19 protein-coding genes are annotated in these 17,498 nt (G+C 61.2%); 8 read left to right on the forward strand and 11 right to left on the reverse strand.

The features are described 5' to 3' along the window. Nucleotides 1-90: 90 nt before the first annotated feature. The 11 genes from I2C21_RS10565 to I2C21_RS10615 form a co-directional block, all read right to left on the reverse strand. Complete coding sequence (locus I2C21_RS10565; protein ID WP_195279257.1) at nt 91-819, reverse strand: methenyltetrahydromethanopterin cyclohydrolase; 729 nt, start codon at nt 817-819, stop codon at nt 91-93. A gap of 2 nt (nt 820-821) precedes the next feature. Next, complete coding sequence (locus I2C21_RS10570; RefSeq protein WP_180956705.1) at nt 822-1,796, reverse strand: methenyltetrahydromethanopterin cyclohydrolase; 975 nt, start codon at nt 1,794-1,796, stop codon at nt 822-824. A gap of 85 nt (nt 1,797-1,881) precedes the next feature. Next, nucleotides 1,882-2,916, reverse strand: coding sequence for a zinc-dependent alcohol dehydrogenase (locus tag I2C21_RS10575; RefSeq protein ID WP_195279258.1), 1,035 nt, complete (start codon nt 2,914-2,916; stop codon nt 1,882-1,884). Next, complete coding sequence (locus I2C21_RS10580; RefSeq protein ID WP_195279259.1) at nt 2,913-3,920, reverse strand: zinc-dependent alcohol dehydrogenase; 1,008 nt, start codon at nt 3,918-3,920, stop codon at nt 2,913-2,915. Before I2C21_RS10580 ends, I2C21_RS10575 begins: the two co-directional genes overlap by 4 nt. A gap of 17 nt (nt 3,921-3,937) precedes the next feature. Beyond that, on the reverse strand, nt 3,938-4,963 hold the full coding sequence (locus tag I2C21_RS10585; RefSeq protein WP_195279260.1) for a zinc-dependent alcohol dehydrogenase: 1,026 nt from the start codon (nt 4,961-4,963) through the stop codon (nt 3,938-3,940). Nucleotides 4,964-4,977: 14 nt separating this feature from the next. Next, nucleotides 4,978-5,637 (reverse strand): flavodoxin family protein, encoded by a 660-nt coding sequence (locus I2C21_RS10590; protein WP_101691319.1) that lies wholly within the window; start codon nt 5,635-5,637, stop codon nt 4,978-4,980. Between the two features lie 20 nt (nt 5,638-5,657). Beyond that, nucleotides 5,658-7,121: an FGGY-family carbohydrate kinase gene (locus tag I2C21_RS10595; RefSeq protein ID WP_195279261.1), complete on the reverse strand. Its 1,464-nt coding sequence runs from the start codon at nt 7,119-7,121 to the stop codon at nt 5,658-5,660. A gap of 91 nt (nt 7,122-7,212) precedes the next feature. Then, complete coding sequence (locus I2C21_RS10600; RefSeq protein ID WP_101691321.1) at nt 7,213-8,010, reverse strand: class I fructose-bisphosphate aldolase; 798 nt, start codon at nt 8,008-8,010, stop codon at nt 7,213-7,215. 171 nt (nt 8,011-8,181) lie between these two features. After that, nucleotides 8,182-9,195 (reverse strand): LacI family DNA-binding transcriptional regulator, encoded by a 1,014-nt coding sequence (locus tag I2C21_RS10605; protein ID WP_101691322.1) that lies wholly within the window; start codon nt 9,193-9,195, stop codon nt 8,182-8,184. Between the two features lie 48 nt (nt 9,196-9,243). Beyond that, nucleotides 9,244-10,224, reverse strand: coding sequence for a Gfo/Idh/MocA family protein (locus tag I2C21_RS10610; RefSeq protein WP_353654800.1), 981 nt, complete (start codon nt 10,222-10,224; stop codon nt 9,244-9,246). Between the two features lie 171 nt (nt 10,225-10,395). After that, entirely contained in the window at nt 10,396-10,764 is a 369-nt protein-coding gene (locus tag I2C21_RS10615) for a RidA family protein (protein ID WP_101691581.1), read from the reverse strand. A gap of 279 nt (nt 10,765-11,043) precedes the next feature. Between I2C21_RS10615 and I2C21_RS10620 the strand changes: the two genes are divergently transcribed. From I2C21_RS10620 to I2C21_RS10655, 8 genes are all read left to right on the forward strand, one after another. After that, the gene (locus I2C21_RS10620; RefSeq protein WP_101691323.1) at nt 11,044-11,361 is read left to right on the forward strand and encodes a (2Fe-2S)-binding protein; all 318 of its coding nucleotides are present in this window, start codon (nt 11,044-11,046) and stop codon (nt 11,359-11,361) included. After that, nucleotides 11,358-12,452, forward strand: coding sequence for an NAD(P)/FAD-dependent oxidoreductase (locus tag I2C21_RS10625; RefSeq protein WP_193537717.1), 1,095 nt, complete (start codon nt 11,358-11,360; stop codon nt 12,450-12,452). Before I2C21_RS10620 ends, I2C21_RS10625 begins: the two co-directional genes overlap by 4 nt. Beyond that, nucleotides 12,445-12,885, forward strand: a complete 441-nt coding sequence (locus tag I2C21_RS10630) for a 4Fe-4S binding protein (protein WP_195279262.1) — start codon at nt 12,445-12,447, stop codon at nt 12,883-12,885. Before I2C21_RS10625 ends, I2C21_RS10630 begins: the two co-directional genes overlap by 8 nt. Further along, entirely contained in the window at nt 12,886-13,164 is a 279-nt protein-coding gene (locus I2C21_RS10635) for a (2Fe-2S)-binding protein (protein WP_101691324.1), read from the forward strand. Beyond that, nucleotides 13,154-14,305 (forward strand): NAD(P)/FAD-dependent oxidoreductase, encoded by a 1,152-nt coding sequence (locus I2C21_RS10640; RefSeq protein ID WP_186964098.1) that lies wholly within the window; start codon nt 13,154-13,156, stop codon nt 14,303-14,305. Before I2C21_RS10635 ends, I2C21_RS10640 begins: the two co-directional genes overlap by 11 nt. Before the next feature lie 31 nt (nt 14,306-14,336). Then, nucleotides 14,337-15,050 (forward strand): GntR family transcriptional regulator, encoded by a 714-nt coding sequence (locus I2C21_RS10645; protein ID WP_195279263.1) that lies wholly within the window; start codon nt 14,337-14,339, stop codon nt 15,048-15,050. Between the two features lie 205 nt (nt 15,051-15,255). Then, a complete protein-coding gene (locus tag I2C21_RS10650; RefSeq protein WP_193537721.1) occupies nt 15,256-16,554 on the forward strand; it encodes a sensor histidine kinase in 1,299 nt (432 codons plus the stop codon). Continuing rightward, nucleotides 16,535-17,392 (forward strand): DNA-binding domain-containing protein, encoded by an 858-nt coding sequence (locus tag I2C21_RS10655; protein WP_195279264.1) that lies wholly within the window; start codon nt 16,535-16,537, stop codon nt 17,390-17,392. The genes I2C21_RS10650 and I2C21_RS10655 overlap by 20 nt, the downstream gene beginning before the upstream one ends. Nucleotides 17,393-17,498: the final 106 nt, after the last annotated feature.

The following is a 17,498-nucleotide window of genomic DNA, read 5'->3' on the forward strand; positions in this document are numbered from 1 at the left end:
TGCAAGTATTACCTCCGCTTTTTTGTGGTACTTTTGTGTTTTTCTACTAAGTGCATAAATATCGCAAAATATTTTATATCTTAATAGCAACTATCTTTCATTAAACATTACATTAGATGATAAATTATTATCTTTTCCATATGTACAAGCGGTTACAAGTTCATGCACAAAAAACTCTTCCATATCCATGCTCTCGATGGCCCGGCGGATGGCGCTGCCCTCTCCCCGCACCCAGAGCGAAATGGCGGTATGCCGTTTTGCCATCTCCAGGCGGCGGCAGCGGGTCTCCTCCACATCCTGCGTCATAGCCGCCAGCGGACAGCTGCTCCATCCCCACAGAATTTCGGATACGCCTTCCCGCTCCAGGGCCTGCACGCACTGCGCCATCAGATCGGCAGCCTCCATAATGCCGGTAAACAGGCTGTTGGGGCCTGCACTCACCACATTTCCCTTCCAGCCCTTTTCTTCCGCCAGGAGGCGGTCAGTCACACCCAGCACATATCCTTCTTCTCCCCGGACGCCATAGATCCCCTGTTCGTCCCGCTGAAAGGCCCGGGCCGTGCCCACCGGGTCATCCAGGAAGAGTTCCAGTGCCGGGATCTGCATCCCGTCGGCCATCTGCCGCTGGGTATAGCTTACCTGTCCACGGCCGCCGCTCAGGCCCTCCAGCACACATTTGGCCGCCATCCAGCCGCCGGGCACATCCCATCCGGCATCGATCCAGGTCCCCTGCTCCCGCTCTTGTACCGCGCAGTGATTGGCGCCGGCCTCTTCGATCAGGTTCTGAAAACACTGAGCTGCTTTTTCTCTCCATTCCATTCTTACTTTCCTCCATTCGATCCCAAAAAGGCCTGTTCCAACACGCCATGGTGCAGGGCACCGTACGAAAATGAATGCCCGGTACGCAGATTAAAGAAATTGACCCGGCAGGGCGCATCCCACTCCCGGGGCACATTGCGCCAGAGGTAATCACAGCGGGCAAAGAGCGTCTCAAAGGGAATCCCGTAGACATCTCCATTCTTGTTGAAGGGCAGGATGGTCTCCAGCCGGGTGATCTCCTCATCCGCACAGTCTACATAGAGGTTGGTCTCCTGCCCGTAGATCAGGCCGTCGTTTACCCGCCCATAGGCCAGCTGCTCATCGTCCACCACCGCTGGGATGGGCGCGCTCCCGCAGGCCTGTACAATGGCGTCGATGGGGAATCCCTGGTCCAGCAGACTGGGCAGGCTCTGCTCCACATTGCGGGCGCAGACCTGGGCCGCTCCGGTCAGAGTTCCCGTCCGGGCGGCCAGCAGGTAGAGATCTCTGGGATGCCGTCCCACGGCTCCGGCGATCAATTCGGTCATCCCCTCATCGGGCAGCTCATCGATCTGGATATGGGCCACGATCTTCCGGGGCGCCGGGTCCCGGTAGGAGACCGCCTGGGCAAAGTGATCCGTTCCGGTGACGGAGCGCAGTGGCCCAGAGACTGAGCGCTTGACCCCCTGATATTCGATGTAGAGGAAGGCATCATGGGCCGCCAGCTCGGCCACGGCCGCCCGGTCCACGAAGATATTCGCCGTGGGAAGGCGATGGCTCCCCACCTGCATAGTCCCATAGGTCAGCTCTCCCAATCCCCCCAGATTGGACTGCGTAAAATACTTGGCCGCCATCCAGCCTCCCTTGGCAAAGACCCCCATATCCAACACGGTGGCTCCGTTTTTCAGTACATGGACTTGTACCCCCAGCGCGTCCAGATGGGGCAGAATGTTCTCCTCGATGATGCGGCAGGCCCGCTCATTGAGTGAATAGCACACGCTGATTCCTCCTTTCTGTAAGTGATCCATTTGGTTTCCATACCATAAAAACGGCGGTCGCCCGCCGTTTTTATGGTTCTGTTTCTTATTCCCAGCGGAGCAGAATGCGGTGGATCTCCCGGTCGGTATCCGCCCGCTCCATCTCCTCCCGGAGATGCTCCATGGAGCCAAAGCTGAGATTCAGATCTCCAAACTCCACCTGTCCGCTGCCCAGCAGGCGCACGGCCTGTTGGAAGCTCTCCTTGTCATGTCGAATGGCGCCGGTCAGCACCAGCTCTTTGAAGTGGACCAGATCCAGATCCACCGGCGGCCGTTCCTCATGGGTGGGCGCATAGAGCATGACGTCCCCGCCGATCCGGGCGGCGTCCAGACACTCATTGACCGCCGCGGAGCCGCCCGCCGTGTAGACGACGGAGGCCGCCCCCATACCGCCAGTCTCCCGGCGTACCCGCTCGGGCCAGTATTCCGCCCCGGGATCCAGCACCAGATCGGCGCCCATCTTGGCTGCACGCTCCCGCCGGGCCGCACTGCGCTGTACCACGATGACCTTGTACCCGCGCAGCTTGAGCAGTTTGAGGAAGAGCAGGCCCATCAGTCCGGCCCCGACGACCACCACGGTATCCCCGGCCACGCTCCGCAGGCGGTTGACCGCTCTCGTCACACAGGCCACCGGCTCGGCCAGGGCCGCATAGTGAATAGGGGCATCCTCCGGGAAGGGGAAGATCTCATAGCTCTCGCACACCAGATAGTCCGAGAATCCGCCCGGACCGGAATAGCCCTTGTCCGAAGGCTTGTCGTTTCCCAGACAGTGGTTGTCATAGCCCCGGCGGCAGAGCTCGCACTGATTGCAGCGGACCCATTTCGCCACCGACAACGGCATGCCCACCCGGATCTCCGAGGGGACCGCGGCCCCTGTCTCCACCACCCGTGCGGCGATCTCATGTCCTCCCACAAAGGGGAAGGGCATGCTCTCGGTCCCCGCATAGATATAGCGCTCCCAGGTGCACAGCCCGCAGGCCTCCACTTTTACCAGGACCTGCGTGTCCTTGAGGGGCGGGATCTCCCGTTCCACCTGGCGCAGCTCTCCCACGCCGTCGAACTGGATCTGTCTCATTTTCATTGTGCTGCCTCCTCTCCGCCGATGCGGAAGAGCGTTTTCATGCCCTTCTTGTCCAGAAGGTCCTCAAAGGCGGACTGCCAGTCTTCCAGCTCCACCTCGCCGGTCACCACCGGGCTCAGGTCCAGCCGCCCAGTCTCCTCCAGGCGCAGGGCCTGGTGCCAGTCCTTCCAGGTGTGGCAGAAGGTCCCCTGGATCTTCCACTCCCGATAGACCACCTGGTCATAGGGCAGTGTTACCTCTCGGGTGGCGATGCCCACCTGGAGCAGGGTGCCGCCCTTTTCCAGCGCGCTCATGGCACTGCGGATGCCGCCCTGGGCCCCGGAGCAGTCTACCGTCAGGGGATAAGACGCCCCGGGCCGCAGCTCTTCCAGCACGGAGATCCCGGCCGCGTCGGCCCGCTCCAGCCGCTCCCGGTCCACCTGAGTACCCAGCAGCTCCACCTGGCAGCCATAGGCCCGCAGGGTCAGGGCAGCCAGAAAGCCCATGGGGCCGGGTCCCACCACCAGCACCGGCATGCCGGGCTTGACTTCCACCAGCTCCACGGCGTGGATGATGCAGGCCAGCGGTTCGGTCAGGGCGCCCGCCTTCAAGCTCACCCCCTGGGGCAGGGGATGGATGTACTGGGGATCCACCAGCACATACTCGGCAAAGGCCCCCGGAATATCAAAGCCGATGGAGTGGCGATGGCTGCAGAGCTGATAGCGCCCGGTCTTACAGTAGGCGCAGCGTCCGCAGCTGGAGGCGGTGTGTTCAGCCGTCACCCGCTGTCCCACTGTAAAACCGCTCACGCCCTCGCCCAGCTCGGCGATGGTGCCGGAAAACTCATGCCCGTGGATCCCCTGGGGCAGGCCGCTCTCCTGCCCCAGGTAAATGTGGAGATCACTGCCGCAAATGCCGGCATAGGCCACCTTGATCTTGACCATACCGGGCGGGGTGACCGGCTCGGGCACCTCACCCATGGCAAAATCCCGCGGTGTATCGCTGTTTCTCAGCAGTGCGCGCATAAGTGTCTCCTTTCCCATCAAAGCCGTACAATGACGCGGTAGGTATCCGGCGAAACCGCCCGGCGGAAGGCATAGTCGATCTGCTCCAGGGGCACCTCTTCGCTGATGAATTCCCGCACATCGATGAGGCCCTCCGACAGCATCCGGGCCGACTCCCGGAAGCTCTCCTTGGTGGTGGAGACCAGACCGGTGAAGTTGATCTCATCATAGTGAATCTTGTTGGGGTCAATGCTCATGGTTCCCTTGGGATAGATCGCACCGTAGAACACGATGGTGCCGCCCTTGGCCAGCGCATCGATGCCCTGTTCGGCCGCCTTGGCGCCGCCCGCGGTATAAAAGACCGCCTCTACGCCCCGGCCGTCGGTCATCTCCCGGACCACCGCCAGCAGATCCTCCTTGGTGGGATCCACCACACGGTCGGCGCCCAGGCGCAGGGCTGTGGCCTTCCGCGCCTCGTCCACCTCGGTGATGATGACCTTCAGCCCGCTCAGCTTGGCCACCTTCACATGGAGCAGGCCCATGATCCCGGCTCCGGTGATGACCACGGTATCGCCGTAGGTCACATGGGCCTTCTGCACGCTGCGCAGCACGCAGGCCAGAGGCTCAGCCAGGGTGCCCACGGAGAAGTCGATCTCATCGCTGACCTTGTAGACCTGATAGCCCTCGGCCACCATGTACTCGCTCAGTCCGCCGGGGCCCCACAGGGTATCGGGCTCAGGGTTGTCACCGCCGTTGGCGCACATATTGTCCATGCCTCTCTGGCAGTAGTAGCACTCGCCGCAGCGGGTGATGGCGGCTACCACCACCTTATCGCCGGGCTGGATGCCGGAAGCCACGCGGCTGCCCACCTGCTCGACCACGCCGCAGACCTCATGGCCGCCGTTAAAGGGATACTGCTCCTTGCCGCCCGTAAAGTAGCGCTGCTCAAAGGTGCACAGACCACAGGCCTTTACCTTGACCAGTACCTGATCCTCCCGGATCTCCGGCATGGGAAATTCCTGAAGCTCCACGGTCTCTTTTGCGGTAATGACTGCCTTTTTCATCTCTATGCTCCTCCTCAGTTGTATTTCAGTTCACGATAGCGGGCGAAGTAGGCGCCGGTACGCGCCAGGTCCTCCCCCTCCCCGCTCTCCATGTGGCGGACCAGATCCTGCCCGCCCTGGTAGAGTTTTTCCACCACATCCTCCATCTCGGCCACCGGCTTCCAGGTGGTAAAGGGGATGCAGAATTCCCGCCAGGGATAGCTGTTCAGGTCATTGAGACAGAAATATCCCACCTTCATATGGCTGTCGAACACCATGTCTCCGTGGCTTCCGCTCACGGCGATGAGCACCCCGGGCCGCCGCTCTTTGTTGCGGCTGCCAAAGCGCATCTGCTGGGTCTCCTCATCCTTCCAGATGTCCACAAAGGGATAGCACCGGTCCACAAAGACCTTGAATGCCCCCGTAATATCTCCATAGAAAGTGGGGGTAGCCAGCACATAGGCGTCTGCCGAGCGGATGGCCTCGTGAAGCAGCGGAATATCGTCCCCCTTAATGACGCATGTCCCAGTCTTCTCACAGGCACGGCACCCCCGGCAGGGCTTCATATCATAGTCGTGGAGATAGTAGATCTCGGTCTCCGCGCCGGCCGCCCGGGCGCCCTCGAGAAACTTCTGTACCGCTGTGGCGGTGTTGCCGTGATGGCTGGAACTGCTGACAAATGCGGCAATCTTCATTGTGCGCGCCTCCCTCTTCCTTATCTCAAATCAAGCCGGGCCAGTTCCTCAAAAGCCGGCCGGCACAGGGCGTTGAGGGACTGATAATAGGCAAATCTCCGGTCATAGCGCTCCACCTCCGCCGGGTTGGGTACGATGCGCTCCCCATCCCCCAGCCAGCGGTCCCGCACGATGCGGAAGCTGTCAAAGAGTCCCAGCCCGCGCCCCGCCAGATAGGCGGTGCCCATGGCATTGTCTCCCTGGGGCAGGTAGGTCAGCTCCTGGTTGAGTACATCGGCAATGATCTGCCGCCAGAGTAGGCAGTTACTCCCTCCCCCGCTGATGACCAGGCGGCTCAGAGGCAGGGCGCTGCTCTCATAGGAGTCCCGCAGGGCATAGGCCACACCCTCCAGGAGGGCACGGTACATATGTCCCGCCGTATGGGCATTGGTCAGGCCGAAAAACACTCCTTTGGCCAAGGGGTTTGCCAGGGGCGTACGCTCGCCCAGCAGATGGGGCAGGGCGAACAGCCCGTCTGCCCCCGGGGCCACGGCATTGGCCGCCTCTTCCAGGGTCTGATAGCTCACCTCACGCAGCAGCACGGAGTCCCGGAACCACCGGGTGATCTCCCCGCCCGTGAGTACATTCCCCAGAAAGCGCGCACCGCCGGTGATGAAGGGGCAGCTCCCCACCTGATCGTCCAGAGACCGCTCCAGGCCCAGAAAGGTGCCCGCGGTCCCCAGGTAAATGAGGCCTTCACCTGCATCCACAGTACCGGTGCCCACCAGGATGGTGTAGGAATCTCCCGTTCCCGCCACCACCGGGATGCCCGGCACCAGTCCGGTCTCCTCGGCGGCCTGTTGTGTGACGGTACCCACCACATCCATGGGCCAGCAGAGGGGGGGCAGTACCTTGGGGTCCAGTCCCGCCTCCCGCATACGCTCCGGCAGCCAGACATGGCGCTTCTCCTCATATACCCCGCCGAAGATGGCCGCAATATCGTGGTCGGCACTATATACGCCGGTCAGTCGGAAGGCGATATAGGAGTGGGCGTTGAGCACCATCTCGATCCGCCCATAGGCCTCGGGCTCATGGCGCTTGATCCAGAGCAGCTTGGGAGTGACGTCCTGCAAATTGCTCTCCCAGCCCAGATGTTCCTGGAGCCAGGCGGCCTCCTCAATGGCCCGGTTGTCCCGGTACAGGATGGCCGGCCGCACCGGTCTCCCCTCCCGATCCAGAGGACAGAGGTTGGGCACCATACCGCTGGCACAGATGCCGGCGATCTCGGAGGGGTGGATCCCCGACTGCTCCAGACAGGCGGCGATTCCCGCCCGGGTCCCGGTCCACCACGCGCCATCCGGGTCTTGTTCCACATAGCCCGGCTGGCTTTGGATGGTCTCATAACAATGGGTATGCTGGGCCCGGCGTCTCCCGGTACCGTCCATCAGCACCGTTTTGATGCTGCTGGTACCAATATCAATGCCGAGCAAATAGGTCTGTGTCATTCGGACACCTCTCTTTTCCTTTGAACACCGCCAAACAGATACAGCAGGGGGAAGCGGTAAAACCGCTCCCCCCTGGTCTCATATCACGGTTTTATCCAAGATGCGCCATGGCGGTCTCCAGATTCTCCCCCTCATGGATCAGGCCCTTGAGAAGCTTGATCACCCGGTCGGGATGCTCGTGGCCCCAGATGTTCCGGCCGATGGCCACGCCGTGGGCGCCGCACTTCATGGCGTCGTCGATATTGGCAAAGAACTGCTCCTGCGAATTGGTCTTGGCACCGCCCAGCACCACGATGGGCAGCCCCTCGCATCCCTGCACGACCTCCTCATAGCCGGGCCGGTAGGGCATCTTCAGGAAGTCAGCGCCGGCCTCTGCCGCCACGCGGGCCGCCAGCTTCAGGCTGTCAATGTTGATATACTCCTGGGGCGGGTTGAAGCCGCCGGGCACCATCTCGGCCAGCAGCGGCATGCCGTACTGCTCACACTCCCGGCGCAGGGTGCTGATGATGCGGATCATGGTGCGCTCCAGCTCGATGTCCTCGCCGGAGATATCGGGACCGCCGTTGAAGAGAACGGCGTCGGCGCCCACCTTGACCGCCTCTTCCACCGCCACGCACAGGATGCTGTCGTGTGCCCCTCTGGCATAGTCGGTACAGGGGAAGTCCGCCCGGACGATCAGGCCGGTGCGGCCCAGCAGAGCCTCATATTTCCGGGCCATACCGATGTTGAGGATCACCGCGTCGGTACCGGCATCGATCACGGTCTTGAGGGCCTGATCCAGATGCTCGATTCCACGCATGGGGCCGGAATTGACACCGTGGTCAAAGGCTGTGATGATGGCGTTGCCGTCTTCCCGGAAAATATGATTCATTCTCTTGATGGTCCCCATATGGATTTCTCCTCCTATACTGTAATCGGTTTCTGTAAACGGTTACATCCGTCGTATGTATAGTAGCACATTCCCATGGAAAAATCCAGACCTTTTTGTAAGATTGGTAAACCTGTTTTAAATCTTCCGGCCAGTTCTATGCGTTATGCACAAAAACAGCGGCGACCTGTTTTACAGGTCGCCGCTGTTCACGAGATTTTTTGTACTCTCCCGCAGCCGCAGTTCCACCGGATAGAGCACGCACTGGGCCATCTCATGCCCGGTAGAGAGTCTCCGCAGCAGCAGCTCAGCCGCCTTTTCTCCCAGCCGCCGGTTGGGCACCGCTACGGTGGAGAGGGCCGGTGTAAAATAGCTGGCCAGCGGGATGTCGTCAAAGCCGATCAGCTCCATCTCCTCCGGCACACGGATGCCGCCGCTGTGGAGACATCTCAGTGCTCCCACCGCCATCATATCGTTGAAGGTGATCATGGCGGTGGGACGCTCCCCCTGCTCCAGCAGCCGCCGGGTACACTCCACAGACTGCCGCAGCTGGTCTCCGTAGGACACAAACTGCATCCGGCACAGACAGTCCGGATATTCCTCGAAGAAGTCCCGTACTGCCTGCGCTCTCCTCCGCCCAATGAAGGTGTCCTCGGTGGCGGCCAGAACACCAAAGATCCGGTTCCCCTCGGCATAGAGGTAGCGCAGCGCCATCTGCACCCCCTCGTAGTCCTCCATATAGACCGAGGTGACCGGTCCGTCCAGCCCCATCTGCTCCGGATTTCCGATCAGTACATAGGGCACCTTGACATTTTGCAGGTACTCTCTTACCTCTTCGCTGCCGGAGAAGTCGGAGACATAGATCACCATGCCGTCCACGCTCCGGTTATCCGGCCGCTCCTGGCCCGGCATACTGCTCTGGGAGTAGATCAGCAGTTTATAGTTGGCCTGTAACAGCACCTTCTGGCAGCCCTCCACCAGCTGGTTAAAGAACTCGTTGCGCAGTGTGGGCACCACACAGGCCACCGTCCTGGTCTGGCCGGTCGAGAGACTCTGGGCCGATGGATTGGGAACATAGTCCAGCTGCCGGATTACTTTCAGAATGCGCTCTCTGGTCTCCGGCGACACCTTCTCCGGCTGGTTGATGCTGCGGGATACTGTGGCGACGGATACGCCGGTCAGTTTTGCAATTTCCTTGATGTTCAAACTCGTTCCTCCTGCTCGATCCGTTCCTGCCCGTTCCGGGAATTTGCCTCATTCGAAGGGGTAACGCACGCCCCAGTCCCGGCGCAAAGCGTCCATCTGCTCCATCATGCGCAAGGTCTGCGCGTGAGGCATTTCGGGACACTCCAGCGCTCCCGTCTCCAGGGCCCGGCGGCAGGCCTCCACCTCATACTCATATCCGGTGATCTGTTTGGGCACCGTGATCTCCCGCCGGAGCGACCGGTCGGGCCCAAAGAGGGAGATGCGGTCAATGTTATTGATGTTGTGGGCGATCAGATAGCCTTTCGTGCCATAGATGATGCCATACTGCTCCGTTGCCGCCAGTACAGTGGTATGCAGGGTGGCCATCTTCCCATCCCGGTAGCGCAGTACGATGGAACTCTGGGCATCCACCCCGGTGGAGGTCTTGACACAGGCAGAGGTGACATCCTCCACCTCATCTCCCAGCACCATACTGGCGAAATTCAGCGGATAGATCCCAATGTCCAGCAGGGCCCCTCCGGCCAGAGCGGGCTCCATGATCCGCTCCACATGGGTGAGGGGATAGCCCAGATTGGCGGTGAGGGAGACCACCTCTCCCAGGGCGCCCTCACCGATTAGATCGTCGATCATCCTTCTGGACGGCATATAGCGGGTCCAGATGGCCTCAGTGAGAAAGACGCCCCGCTCCTCCGCCCTTGCCAGGACCTGTCGGGCCTGGGCTGCATTGGCGGTGAATGCCTTTTCACAGAGCACCGGCTTTCCGTGCTCGATGCAGAGCAGGCAGTGTTCCGCGTGGTGAGAGTGGGGCGTGGCCACATAGATCAGATCCACCGCCGGATCTTCCACCAGTTCCTCGTAAGAACCATAGGCCCGCTCGATTCCATAGGTGCGGGCAAATTCCTCCGCCCGCTCCCTCTCCCGGGAGGCCACTGCCCAGGCCTGGACGTTCTCCATCTCCCGCAGGGTCCTTGCCATGATTCCGGCGATTTTTCCCGCTCCCAGTATTCCAACGCGCAGCATCTGCCTCATCCTTTCCGCTTTGATCTCTTTGAGTATACCACAAGGCAGCGCGGCGGTAAATCATCATCCCGTTCCCTGCGGAAAACTTCAAGGCGCCCTTGGCTGTCTTGTACATAAAAAATGCGGTGTGACCGCAAATACCGTCACACCGCATGGCAGAGTATTCCATGATTTCTCTGCTTACTTCTCGGCAATGGCCTCGATCTCGCAGAGAGCGCCCTTGGGCAGATCCTTCACAGCCACGCAGCTGCGGGCGGGCTTGGAGGTAAAGTACTTGGCATACACCTCGTTGAAGGCGGCAAAGTCAGCCATGTCAGCCAGGAAGCAGGTGGTCTTGATCACCTTGTCAAAGCCCACGCCGCCGGCCTCCAGAATGGCGCCCACGTTCTTGCAGCTCCACTCGGCCTGAGCGGCAATGCCCTCGGGCATGGCGCCGGTGGCGGGGTCCACGGGCAGCTGGCCGGAGGTGATGACGAGACCGTTGGTCTCATAGCCCTGAGAGTAGGGGCCGATGGCGCCGGGCGCCTTCTCGGTAACAATGATCTTCATGGGAAATTCCTCCTTAGAAAATGGATGATCCAGACCGGCGGACCGCCTCTCCTCCGCATCCATGCAGAGGGATCGCTCCTCTTGTGGGAGTGGTCCGGAAACCGGCTTTCCTCTAGTGTACCACCGCAAACGGCGCGATACAAGAGGAAGTTCAAACGCCGGAGTGTAGTTTTTCGCTTTTTCTTCTCTTTCCCCTTGCGCTTTTTCCCTGTATGTCTTATAATGTCCTCAGTTGTACGTACAAGTTGTACGCTAACATGCGAAGGAGGTCACACGGTCATGTCTCAGCATATCGAGGAACACCCCATCGTGGATTATCCCAGCCGGACTCCGGTCACCTTTTCCTTTGACGGACGCACCCTCACCGGTCTGGCCGGCCAGCCCATCGCCGCGGCTCTGCTGGATAACGGCATCTCGGTCTTCCGGCATACCCATAAAACCGGCCAGCCCCGCAGTCTCTTCTGCGGCATCGGCCAGTGCAACGACTGCGTTGTGGTGGTCAACGGAAAGCCCAATGTCCGCTCCTGCACCACTCCGCTGGAGGAGGGTATGGTCATAGAGACCCAGCATGGGCTCGGAAAGGTGGGTGTCCTGTGAGAACGACGGATCTTCTGGTCATCGGCTCCGGACCGGCCGGTCTGGGGGCCGCCATCGAGGGCGCCCGCTGCGGGGCCAAGGTCCTGCTGGTGGACGAGAACACCAAGGCTGGCGGTCAGCTCTACAAGCAGATCCACAAGTTTTTCGGCTCCGGGGCTCACTATGCGGGCACCCGGGGATTCCAGATCGCGGATATCCTGCTCCAGGAGGCCAACGACCTGGGTGTGGAGACCCTGCTGGACACCCGCGCCCTGGGCCGGATGGACAACGGCTGCGTCTCCATTCTCCACCAGGGAAAGGTGGAGGCGGTGGAGGCCAAAAAGGTCATCCTGGCCACCGGCGCCAAGGAGAATGCCCTGGCCTTCCCCGGCTGGACCCTCCCCGGCGTCATGACGGCGGGAGCGGCCCAGACCTTCAGCAATGTCCACGGCACCCTGGTGGGCAAGAACATCCTCATGGTGGGCTCGGGCAACGTGGGACTTATCGTCTCCTACCAGCTCATGCAGGCAGGGGCGGAGGTCCGTGCCCTGGTGGAGGCTGCGCCCCAGATCACCGGCTATCTGGTCCACGCCGGAAAGATCCAGCGGGCCGGTGTACCGGTCTATACCTCCCACACTGTGGTGGAGGCCCGGGGCACCGACCGGGTGGAGGAGGCCGTCATCGCGCAGGTGGACGAGAAGTTCCGCCCCATCCCCGGCACCGAGCAGACCATCCCCGTGGATACCATCCTGCTGGCCGTGGGCCTCAATCCCCGCACGGAGCTGGCCTCCATGTTCCGCTGCCGCACCACCTATGAGGGGGCGCTGGGGGGCATCCTCCCGGTCCACGACGCCTGGATGCGCAGCTCCGATCCCAACGTCTATGTCTGCGGCGACCTAGCCGGAGTGGAAGAGGCCAACACCGCCCTGGAGGAAGGGCGTCTGGCCGGTATCCACGCCGCCGTCTCCCTGGGCTATACCGCTCCCCACGCCCAGGCGCGGATGGAGGAGCTCCAGGAGAGCCTGCGCTCCCTCCGCAGCGGAGCCCACGCCGCCCGCCGCCTGGCCTGTAAGGAGCGCATCATGGAGAAAGGAGGCGCCTGTCATGTCTAATCAGCCGTCCCGGGGCTTTGCCCTCCTGGAGTGCTGCCAGGAGATCCCCTGCAACCCCTGCACCACGGTCTGCAAGACCGGGGCCATCGTCAAGTCCACCCTCAACAGCCGCCCGGAATTCGATCCCGAGAAGTGCGTGGGCTGCAAACTCTGCGTGGCCGCCTGTCCCGGACAGGCCATCTTCTTCCAGGTCCCTGACCTGGGCGACGGCAAGGCCTCCATTACCTTCCCCTATGAGTACCGCCCCCTCCCCGTTCCGGGCCAGGAGGTAGTGGCGGTGGACCGGCTGGGCAAGGAGGTCTGTCCCGCTGTGGTCCAGTCGGTGGACCAGCGCCCCGCCTTCAACCGCACCGCACTGGTCACTCTGGTCATCCCCGCCGAGTATCGGGATCAAGTCCGCTTTCTCCGGCGGCTGAGAAGGGAGGAACGCTGAATGGAAGACCGCGATATCATCATCTGCCGCTGTGAGGAGGTCACAAAGGCCGACGTCCTCCAGGCCATCGCCGACGGCTGCCACACGGTGGCCAGCATCAAGCGGGCCACCCGGGCCGGCATGGGGGCCTGCCAGGGCCGCACCTGCGGCCGCCTCATCCAGCAGATCCTCATGAGTCAGGGCATTCAGACTCCGGAGACCATTCAGGCCGACAAGCCCCGCTTCCCCACGGTTCCCTGCGGGGTGGATACATTAGGGAGGGACGACGATGCGGAATAAATATGGCGCCATTGTGATCGGCGGCGGCTACTTCGGCTGCGCCTGCTCCTATTTTCTCGCCAAGGCCGGCGTCCCCACCCTCCTGCTGGAGGAGAAGGAGATCAGCCGTGGGGCTTCGGGCGCCAACTTCGGCAATGTCCAGGTCCAGGACGCCTCCATGGGGCAGAGCTATGAGCTCACCCTGGCCGGTTTCGCTCGCATGAAGACCATGACCGAGGAGCTGGGCTGTGACATCGGATACCAGTCCTACCCCTCTCTCATCGGCGCGGAGTCCGAGGAGCATCTCCCCGAGCTGGAGCGGCTCTTCCAGGAAAAGAAAGAGGCCGGGCTAGATGTGTACTGGCTGGAGGGCGACGCCCTTCAGGAGGCCGAGCCCAACCTGGCGCCCGGCACCGTGCTGGCGGCCAGCTATTTTGAGCAGGGGCGCGTCTATCCCTTCCACTATCAATATGCCCTTGTACGCCAGGGCCGCAGATATGGCCTGGAGGTCCGGGAGTTTTCCACCGTCTCCTCCCTTTTGGTGGAGGGTGGCGTCTGTACCGGCGTCATGCTGGCGGACGGCACCACGGTACGGGCCGAGCATGTGATCGTGACCTCCGGCGCGGGCACCCGCCCCCTCTGCGCCACGGCTGGACTGGATGTCCCGGTCTACTCCGTCAAGGCCGAGGCCTTCGTGACCGAGGCCATCCAGCCCTTCCTCAAGACCTATTACTCCTCCGCCGCCTTCTTTGCGGAGGCCCACAACCCGGAGAAGGCAGTCACCTCTCTCTGCATTGGACAGAGCCATTACGGCAACATCCTTCTGGCCGAGACCACCAAACCCCACACCGCGGTGGACGAGGCCGGGCAGGACTGTACCTCGATGGAACACTGCCGGAACATCCGGGAAAAGGTCCTGCACTTCTTTCCCGCCCTGGAGCCGGTCTCCATCCTGCGGGGCTGGGTCACCGCCTCCCCCTACACGCCCAACAATGAGCCCATCTTCGGAAAGGCTCCTGTGCCCGGCCTGATCCTGGCCGCCGGGTTCAAGAGCTCGGCGGTGGTCTCCGCCGTCGTGGGCGAGACGGTCGCGGAACTGGTCACCCGGGACACCTGCGCCTGGGATCTGGACCAGTACACCGCCGCCATCCGCCCCCTGTAACTGTCCTGTCCCCATTGCAAGGAGGAACCCTATGCCCAAATCCCAACGCCTCTGGTCCCACACCTATACCTATCTGCTGGATCAGATCCACAGTATGAAAGCCGGCGAAAATCAGCTGGAGCCGGAGGAGGAATTGACCCGCAAGCTGGGGGTCAGCCGCTCCACCGTGCGGGAGGCCACCCAGGCCCTGCTGCAGGAGGGCTATCTGACCCGCCGGCACGGAAAGGGAAATTTTGCCCACCCCTCGGTCTCCCAGCTCCGTTATCGCATGGATCTGACCTCTGATTTTTCCAAACTTCTGGACACGGGAGATGGTCCAGTGGTCTGCCAGACCCTGCGCAGCGGCTATGTTCCCTGCCGCGAGGTGATGCGCCGCCGTTTTCCGGTCCCCTGTACCACGGTCTATGAGCTGGATTGGCTCTACTCCGTGGGGGAGCGTCCCATGCTCTTCTGCCGCACCTCCATTCCGGAGGAGATGCTCCAGCGCCAGCCGGAGCCCCTCTCCACAGACGCTTCCCTCTTTCCCTGGATCCGCACCTACTGCGGTCGGGATTTTGCCTACTATGCCACCCACCTGGGGTGCCGCTGTGAGGAGGACGCCTGTAGGGCCCTCCAGCTTCCCTCCGGCACCGTCTTATTCAATTGGCAGGAGGTTTTTTACGACCTGTCCGATGTTCCGGTTGCTTTCTGCGATATCTTTTTCCACCCGGAACATGTGGACCTTACCATGGTCCTGCGCCCTTGATTTCTGCGGCGGTCCGCGGCATTCGCCGCAGACCGCCGTTCTCCTTTTATTGACCCGCTGCCATAAAGAGGGGAATTCCCCAGTGTACAAATCCATAAAAGTGCGGTATCATGAAAGATATAACTTAATTGTCCGGTTGTGCGCCCACTTCTTTTGTACACTTCATCCAATCAAATCAGTTTGAATTTGTGGCAGGTGTCATATTATGGAGCATACTTCCAAGCTGATCCGCCGCCCCTGGGTGGCCAGCGCGCTTTTGGTGGCTCTGGCCTCCCAGATCTCCATCAACCTCTTTACGCAGGAATTCAATATCTCCGTGGCCGTCATTCTCCTGCCGGTCCTTCTCTTTTTGACGCCGGATATCCCCCTCTTCCCCACCGCCGCGCTGGCTGCACCCGGTGTCTTTCTGCTGCGCTGCCTGATCCAGGGAGTGACCACGTTTTCTCTCCAGGGATGTATTCCGGCCCACGCACCCGAGCTCTTTTTCTATCTCACCTACGGCCTGCTCTTTGATCTGTATGCCAGACGCTGTTCCTTCCATCCCTTCCGCGCCAAGCTCTGCCTCCCGCTGGTGGGGATCGACGTATGTGCCAATTTTGTGGAGCTGCTCATCCGCCTGGGGTGGGGCGTCTTTTCCCCGTCCCTGCTGCTTCAGCTGCTGGCGGTGGGAATCGGCCGTTCGCTTTTCGCCTTTCTGATCATCCGCACTTTGGACAACTACGGCTTTCAGGTCCTTCGCCGGGATGATGCTGAGCGCTACCAGCGTCTTTTGCTCATGACGGCTACCCTCAAAAGTGAGGTAGCCTGGATGGACAAGGGAACGGCCCTTATCGAGAATACCATGAACGCCGCCTATCGTCTGTACAGTCAGCTCCGCGCCGGCGGCGCGGACGAGGAGACCGCCGGGACGGCCCTCACCATCGCCAAGGACATTCACGAGGTGAAGAAGGAATATTTCCTCATCATGCGCGGCATCTCCGAGGCGCTGGAGCGCGCCTCCACGATCCCCGGTATGGAGCTGGAGGAATTGTTCTCCATTCTGACCCACAGTGTGGAGCGCACCGCCCAGGCCTGCGGCAAAGAAGTGGTGTGCGCCACTTCTCTCTCCGACAATTTCTACACCACACAGCACCACTATCTCATGTCTATTTTCCGCAATCTGCTCAACAATGCACTGGAGGCCGCGGGGACCGGCCATACCGCCCATCTCACGCTGACCCAGCGGCGGGAGAGGGACGATTTCCTCTTTACCGTAGAGGATGACTGCGGCGGCATCCCGCCTCAGCGCATGGCGCAGATCTTTACCCCGGGCTTTTCCAGCAAAATCAACTATACCACAGGGGAGATCAACCGAGGGCTTGGCCTCACCATCGTCAAGGACCTGGTGGAGGAGGAACTCCACGGAACCATTCAGGTCTCGTCCCAGAACGGAGGCACCCTGTTTACCATCCGCATACCCATGCGGGAACTGGAGGGAACACAGCATGCTGTTCTATCTGATTGATGACGATTCCGCCACGCTCAATATCTTGCGTATGATCATTGAAGACAGCGACTCCGGCAGCGTGATCGGCAGCGCGGCCAGCGGTCTGGATGCGCTGGAGGACCTGCGCTATATGCGTCCGGATATCGTGCTGGTGGATCTTCTCATGCCCGGAATGGACGGCATCGAGTTTGTCCGTCAGGCCCGCAGCCGCTATCCGGACCTGCGCTTTGTCATGCTCTCCCAGGTCACCTCCAAGGATATGGTGGCAGAGGCCTATTCGGCCGGCGTGGACTTTTTTCTCTCCAAGCCGGTCAACAGCATCGAGGTGGTCAGCGTCCTGCGCAAGGTGGGAAAACTCCTGACCATGGACCGCACCATGGACCAGATGCGCTCTCTTCTCCAGGGCGGCGCCCCCGCCGGGATCTCTCCCGCCCCAACGCCGCCTCCCGACAACAGCGAGCGGCAGCAATCCGCGCTCAATGCTGTGCTCCATCGCATTGGCATCAGCGGTGATCCCGCCTGCCGGGACATCTCTCAGGTCGTTGGGTATCTCCTCTCCTCCCAGGGGCAGCAGGAGCAGCTGACCGTGGCGCAGCTCTGCGACCGGTTCAGCGATTCCCCCAAGGCCATGGAGCAGCGCATCCGCCGGGCTGCCATGGCCGGCATGGTGAATCTGGCCAACCTGGGGATTGAGGACTATTCCAACGATACCTTTACGGAGTACGCCGGCACGCTCTACCACTTTGAGCAGGTACGCCGGGAAATGGACTGTATCCGCGGAAAGACCACCGTCCACGGACGTGTCTCGGTCAAAAAATTTCTCTATGCACTGGCTGCCCTGTGTGCTGGTCGCTGATCCTTTACGCCTTTCGGCCCGCTGCCGGAAGGCGTATTTTTTTGTTATTTTTTCATGCGCCATTTTTCATCTTTTTTAATTCTTTCTCATTATATGACTTAATTTT

This window comes from Clostridium sp. J1101437_171009_A5, assembly GCF_015547905.1.
Lineage (GTDB): Bacteria > Bacillota > Clostridia > Oscillospirales > Oscillospiraceae > Pseudoflavonifractor_A > Pseudoflavonifractor_A gallinarum.

Coding starts and splice junctions, on each gene's coding strand:
- I2C21_RS10565 (WP_195279257.1), bottom strand. CDS start 819: ATGGAATGGAGAGAAAAAGCAGCTCAGTGTTTTCAGAACCTGATCGAA.
- I2C21_RS10575 (WP_195279258.1), bottom strand. CDS start 2,916: ATGAAAATGAGACAGATCCAGTTCGACGGCGTGGGAGAGCTGCGCCAG.
- I2C21_RS10580 (WP_195279259.1), bottom strand. CDS start 3,920: ATGCGCGCACTGCTGAGAAACAGCGATACACCGCGGGATTTTGCCATG.
- I2C21_RS10585 (WP_195279260.1), bottom strand. CDS start 4,963: ATGAAAAAGGCAGTCATTACCGCAAAAGAGACCGTGGAGCTTCAGGAA.
- I2C21_RS10590 (WP_101691319.1), bottom strand. CDS start 5,637: ATGAAGATTGCCGCATTTGTCAGCAGTTCCAGCCATCACGGCAACACC.
- I2C21_RS10595 (WP_195279261.1), bottom strand. CDS start 7,121: ATGACACAGACCTATTTGCTCGGCATTGATATTGGTACCAGCAGCATC.
- I2C21_RS10600 (WP_101691321.1), bottom strand. CDS start 8,010: ATGGGGACCATCAAGAGAATGAATCATATTTTCCGGGAAGACGGCAAC.
- I2C21_RS10610 (WP_353654800.1), bottom strand. CDS start 10,224: ATGAGGCAGATGCTGCGCGTTGGAATACTGGGAGCGGGAAAAATCGCC.
- I2C21_RS10615 (WP_101691581.1), bottom strand. CDS start 10,764: ATGAAGATCATTGTTACCGAGAAGGCGCCCGGCGCCATCGGCCCCTAC.
- I2C21_RS10620 (WP_101691323.1), top strand. CDS start 11,044: ATGTCTCAGCATATCGAGGAACACCCCATCGTGGATTATCCCAGCCGG.
- I2C21_RS10630 (WP_195279262.1), top strand. CDS start 12,445: ATGTCTAATCAGCCGTCCCGGGGCTTTGCCCTCCTGGAGTGCTGCCAG.
- I2C21_RS10635 (WP_101691324.1), top strand. CDS start 12,886: ATGGAAGACCGCGATATCATCATCTGCCGCTGTGAGGAGGTCACAAAG.
- I2C21_RS10640 (WP_186964098.1), top strand. CDS start 13,154: ATGCGGAATAAATATGGCGCCATTGTGATCGGCGGCGGCTACTTCGGC.
- I2C21_RS10645 (WP_195279263.1), top strand. CDS start 14,337: ATGCCCAAATCCCAACGCCTCTGGTCCCACACCTATACCTATCTGCTG.
- I2C21_RS10650 (WP_193537721.1), top strand. CDS start 15,256: ATGGAGCATACTTCCAAGCTGATCCGCCGCCCCTGGGTGGCCAGCGCG.
- I2C21_RS10655 (WP_195279264.1), top strand. CDS start 16,535: ATGCTGTTCTATCTGATTGATGACGATTCCGCCACGCTCAATATCTTG.